Source organism: Methylocystis sp., assembly GCF_021731785.1.
Classification (GTDB): Bacteria; Pseudomonadota; Alphaproteobacteria; order Rhizobiales; family Beijerinckiaceae; genus Methylocystis.
In genome coordinates this window covers 1-4,115 of the sequence record NZ_JAKFWS010000153.1, presented here as the reverse complement: position 1 = coordinate 4,115, position 4,115 = coordinate 1, and the positions used below count along the sequence as shown (strand labels likewise).

At 56.4% G+C, this 4,115-nt stretch carries 4 protein-coding genes; 3 read left to right on the top strand and 1 reads right to left on the bottom strand.

Annotated features, from left to right (window positions below; translation table 11 throughout):
* The coding region (locus QZ964_RS19675) for a hypothetical protein (protein WP_292533758.1) at window positions 1–322 on the bottom strand (322 nt) is incomplete at its 3' end.
* A 215-nt stretch (window positions 323–537) separates the two neighbouring features.
* Between QZ964_RS19675 and QZ964_RS19670 the strand changes: the two genes are divergently transcribed.
* From QZ964_RS19670 to QZ964_RS19660, 3 genes are all read left to right on the top strand, one after another.
* A complete protein-coding gene (locus QZ964_RS19670; RefSeq protein ID WP_292533757.1) occupies window positions 538–1,455 on the top strand; it encodes an IS1595 family transposase in 918 nt (305 codons plus the stop codon).
* The gene (locus tag QZ964_RS19665; RefSeq protein WP_292533755.1) at window positions 1,452–1,685 is read left to right on the top strand and encodes a hypothetical protein; all 234 of its coding nucleotides are present in this window, start codon (window positions 1,452–1,454) and stop codon (window positions 1,683–1,685) included. Before QZ964_RS19670 ends, QZ964_RS19665 begins: the two co-directional genes overlap by 4 nt.
* 428 nt (window positions 1,686–2,113) lie before the next feature.
* Window positions 2,114–3,052 carry a hypothetical protein gene (locus QZ964_RS19660; protein ID WP_292533754.1) on the top strand — a complete coding sequence of 313 codons (939 nt, stop codon included), beginning with the start codon at window positions 2,114–2,116 and terminating at the stop codon, window positions 3,050–3,052.
* The last annotated feature ends 1,063 nt before the right edge of the window (window positions 3,053–4,115 follow it).

Genomic DNA, 4,115 nt, shown 5'->3' with positions numbered 1-4,115 from the left:
TTCCGAGGATTCCGGCGACCGTCGGCTTGAAGCAGGCGATCGAGGAAGCATAATTCGTCCAGTCGAAATTCCGGGAATAGCAGAACTGGCCGGGGTCCAGTTTGAGATATAGGTTGTTGTTCGTCGGACAGCTCCAGGCGCCCCCGGACAGATCGCCTTTGTTTGCGCCGCTTATCGGACGCTGGATCGTTGCGTAATAAGTTACGCCGGTGGCGTTCTTGAAGAAGATCCAATTGATATTGGCCGCCTGCGCGACCCCGGCACGTCCGAAAGACGCCGTCAGCAGAATGGATATTGCGAGACAGGCTGCTGCGCGAGTCATTGTCGAATCCCTTCACCGCAGAATTTTTCGAGTTTGGGTCGCCTGGATCGACCTCGTCAATCTCTATTGCGCGTCGCGAATGCGTCATCCAAGGCTTCCGTCCGATTGCATTTGCGGAACGCTTCGACAGGACTGGCGCTTAAATTAGGACCTATATACGAGTTTGACCTAACCAAAAAAGTAGGCTAGTATCTCCAAATCGACGGAGACGAGCCGTGCTTACGAATTTCGACAGCCTCTACAGCCTCTTTGATGCCTTCCCAGATGAGCAGTCCTGCATCGATCATCTGCGGGCGATCCGGTGGCGCGACGGCGAGTTTTGCCCCTACTGCGGCGGTCATAAAATCTATCATTTCAGCGACCGCAAGACGCATAAGTGCGGCGAGTGCGGTCAGCGCTTTTCGATCAAAGTCGGGACGATCTTCGAAGATACGAAACTCCCGCTCCGCAAGTGGTTTGCGGCCATTTGGATGATCACCAATCATCCGAAGGGCATAGCGTCCGTCACGCTCGCCGAGGATTTGAAAATCACGCAAAAGAGCGCGTGGTTTATGCTACATCGCCTGCGCCATGCGGCGCGCACGCCTTCGTTCAATGCGCCGCTCAAAGGCGACATTGAAGCCGATACCACCTTCGTCGGCGGCAAGGAAAAGAACAAGCACGCCAAAGACCGCAAGGGCGGTAAACAGGGCGGCGCCGGCAAGGCGGTTGTGCTCGGCATTGTCGAGCGCGACGGCGAGCTACGCGCCGAGCATGTGCCGGATCACGAGGCGAGGACGCTTCAAGGGAAGGTCCGCCAGAATGTCGCCAAAGGCTCGGCGGTTCTGACTGACGAAGACATGGCTTTTGTCGGACTCGACAGGGATTACAACCACCTCGCCGTCAATCACTCGGCTGGCGAATATGTGCGACTCGGCGGCTTCGTTCATACGAACAACATCGAAGGCGCCTGGGCGCTCCTGAAGCGCCAGATTGTCGGCATTCACCATTGGGTGTCGCCGAAGCACCTTCAGCGCTATGTGGACGAAATGACGTGGCGCTACAACCGCCGCGATATGAAGCCGTCGCCGCGCATGAATGACATTTTCTCCTGCGTCGAAGGCCTCCTGCGCTATCGCGAGTTGATTGCATGACAAACAAGGGGAAGAAGCTGGAGCCGCCCCTGAAGCTCGATATGAACTTCGCGGAAATGATGGTCCGAGCGCTTCAGACGGACCCGAAAGAAGTCGAGGCGAGTATTGAGCGGGCGAAACAGAAAAAGCCGCAGGTCATATCTCCTTGCGGCCCCAAAGACGTCAGAACTGGAGAGATGGCAGAGGGCCGCAAACACAAGCCCTCTGCCAAAGCTAAGGCGTTAGATTAGCGCCCGCGCCAGTGGGCGCAGACACTTTCACGACGACCGAAGCGGATGCGGGTATAGGCGTTCACCCAAACCATCATCGTTCCCTTTCGCGGAAAAGGGTTGCAGATGGGCGGGGAACGTGTGATTCTCGGCATGTTCGGTCGCCGAGGCCCGTGCGTTCACCCGCCCGGTTGCTTTGCCACCACGAAGGCTGGTTCCCCGTGTCACCGGGGTTCCGGCCTTCTTCATTAGTGGCCCACGAGCACCCGGTGGCTGGGGTGGATGGGCTCATCATCCAAAACCATTAAGCTTACCTCAGACGCAGAATCATCTCCGCAGCAACGATAATTGCTCTGGCGCAGCAACGAAGTCAAGCCGCTCCGGCAACCGCTATTGCTTTTGTTGCTAAGAAAGCATAGTTTCATACCAGCAACGATGGAGATTTCGGTATGAGCGAAGCGCAGTCAAAGGCGATCCGTAGCCCATCTTGGCCCGGCATGTCGCTGTGTGATGCTGTGGACGCGGTTCGAAAGATCGAGGGCCAATATCGCGCGTCTATAATTGCCCGCGAGAATGCTGCCAAACTGCTCGGCTACGCCCCAGGAAGTGGGGGCGCGAATAAGGCGCTGGCGGCTTTGGCGTCTTATGGGCTCCTAGAACGCGCAGGCAAAGGCGAGGCAAGAGTTTCTGAGAGAGCTAGAGCGATTCTCCACGCCGCAAACGACGAGGAAAGGCGGCAAAATCTTCTTTCAGCGGCTATGGAACCTGACCTGTTTCGTGAGATACGCGAGAAATTTGCGGGGGTGCCGATACCCCCAGAAGATGGCGTCGTAACTTATCTAAATCGGCAAGGATTTAATCCTACTGCTGTCCGCCCAGCAGCGAAGGCGTTTCTCCAAACAATAGAATATATTGAGCAATTAGGAGCAAGCGAAAGTCATAGGAATGATCCGTTAGGTGGCGCAGATTCGCCCCCGCCGAATGTCGGAGCTGCAAGCAAGAAGACATATGGCGGAGCGAAGGTCGGCGATTTGATCCAATGGGAGTCGCAAGGCGCGCTTCAGTTTCCACAGCCTCTTCGCGTCCGTTGGATTTCTGATGATGGCCAATGGTTGGCGGTTGAAGGGAGCGACACGGGGATTCGAATGAGCGAGGCAATTGTCGACACGCGCGTGGCGGCACCGCCAATCCCGCCTGCAGCCCATTCTCCAGCCGATCTGAAGCCGAAGGTCGAGGCGGAAGATGGATTCGAGGAGTGGTTTAGAGCAAAGGTAGGGGCTTCAAAGCAGGTTCAGATACTTTACCGGGGCGAAGGCGACATTGGCGCGAAGGAAATCCAGAAATTGATAGATATCCTTACCGCACAGAAGGCCGCCTTGGACGAATAAACAAAAAGCCCCGCCATTGGCGAGGCTCAGGTGTTACCTGCGAAGGTAACGTTAGCGCTTCGAGAGGAAAGCAGGATCGCCATGATTTTCCGGGCCGCGATAGCTCAGCGCCTTTGCCTGCTGCTCTGGCGTTAAATGGTCGAAGAAACCGGTTATCTCCCGAGGCTTCCCGTTGATGGGCTCAGGCTCCGGCAACCGCGTCTCAAAAGAGGCGCGGCCAGATAGCCAACCCGCAAACTTCGCTAGGGACTGCATCACGGCACCCGTTTGAATAAGTAGGGTTCGGCTTTATGTGGCGTCGCCACCTCGAACCTGTAGACCCCAACATATAGGCTCTTCAATTTGTCATTAAGAGGGTGAACCCTTAATTCTGCCTTACCTCTCGCCTGAGCATACCCGGCGCAAGCTTCCAGAGCAATGAGGGCACGGCACCCAATTAGTGGGCAGTCTGGCCTTGGGTCGCCTTCAAGGTAGCGGATATGGACAGCGTTGCCTGAGGTTGTTGCTAGGCCAAGTGAAGAAAGTCTCTCCCCAGACCAAACTGCCATAGTGAGGATGTCAGGGTCTTTCCGATGGTGCCTGACAAGCTCCGCCCAGTCCCATGCTGTCTCGTGATCCCTGCCGAAAGGTTCCCATTGCTCCCTTACCGCATCCGTCGACCTGCCGCTGTACTCGGTTATGACAAAGCTCAGCCCCGCGCGCAGAAGAAGCTTTGCTTCACACTTCCTGAAAGCGTCGTGGGCGCATTGGATGTATCGATCGCGATGTGCGGTGACCAGTGACAAAATCGGCCCTGCTGAAATTGTACGGTGAAGCGGCAGACTTCATAGAATCGCGCCGTTCTTGCAGCAAGGCTTACCGCTATCGCGCGGCTAGGTCAAACTCGTATATAGATCCTCTTAAATTGAGTTTCTTCTGATCGCCGGCGGTTTGGCGGCCCCTCGTTCAGAAACGAGCATGTCCCCATTTGACGATTTCAACAAGTCGGACGCGCCGCCTGCTCAACCTGTCGCAAGCCCGCATCTACGGGAGGGCTCCGGCGTTGTCGATCGGCGGCGGATCG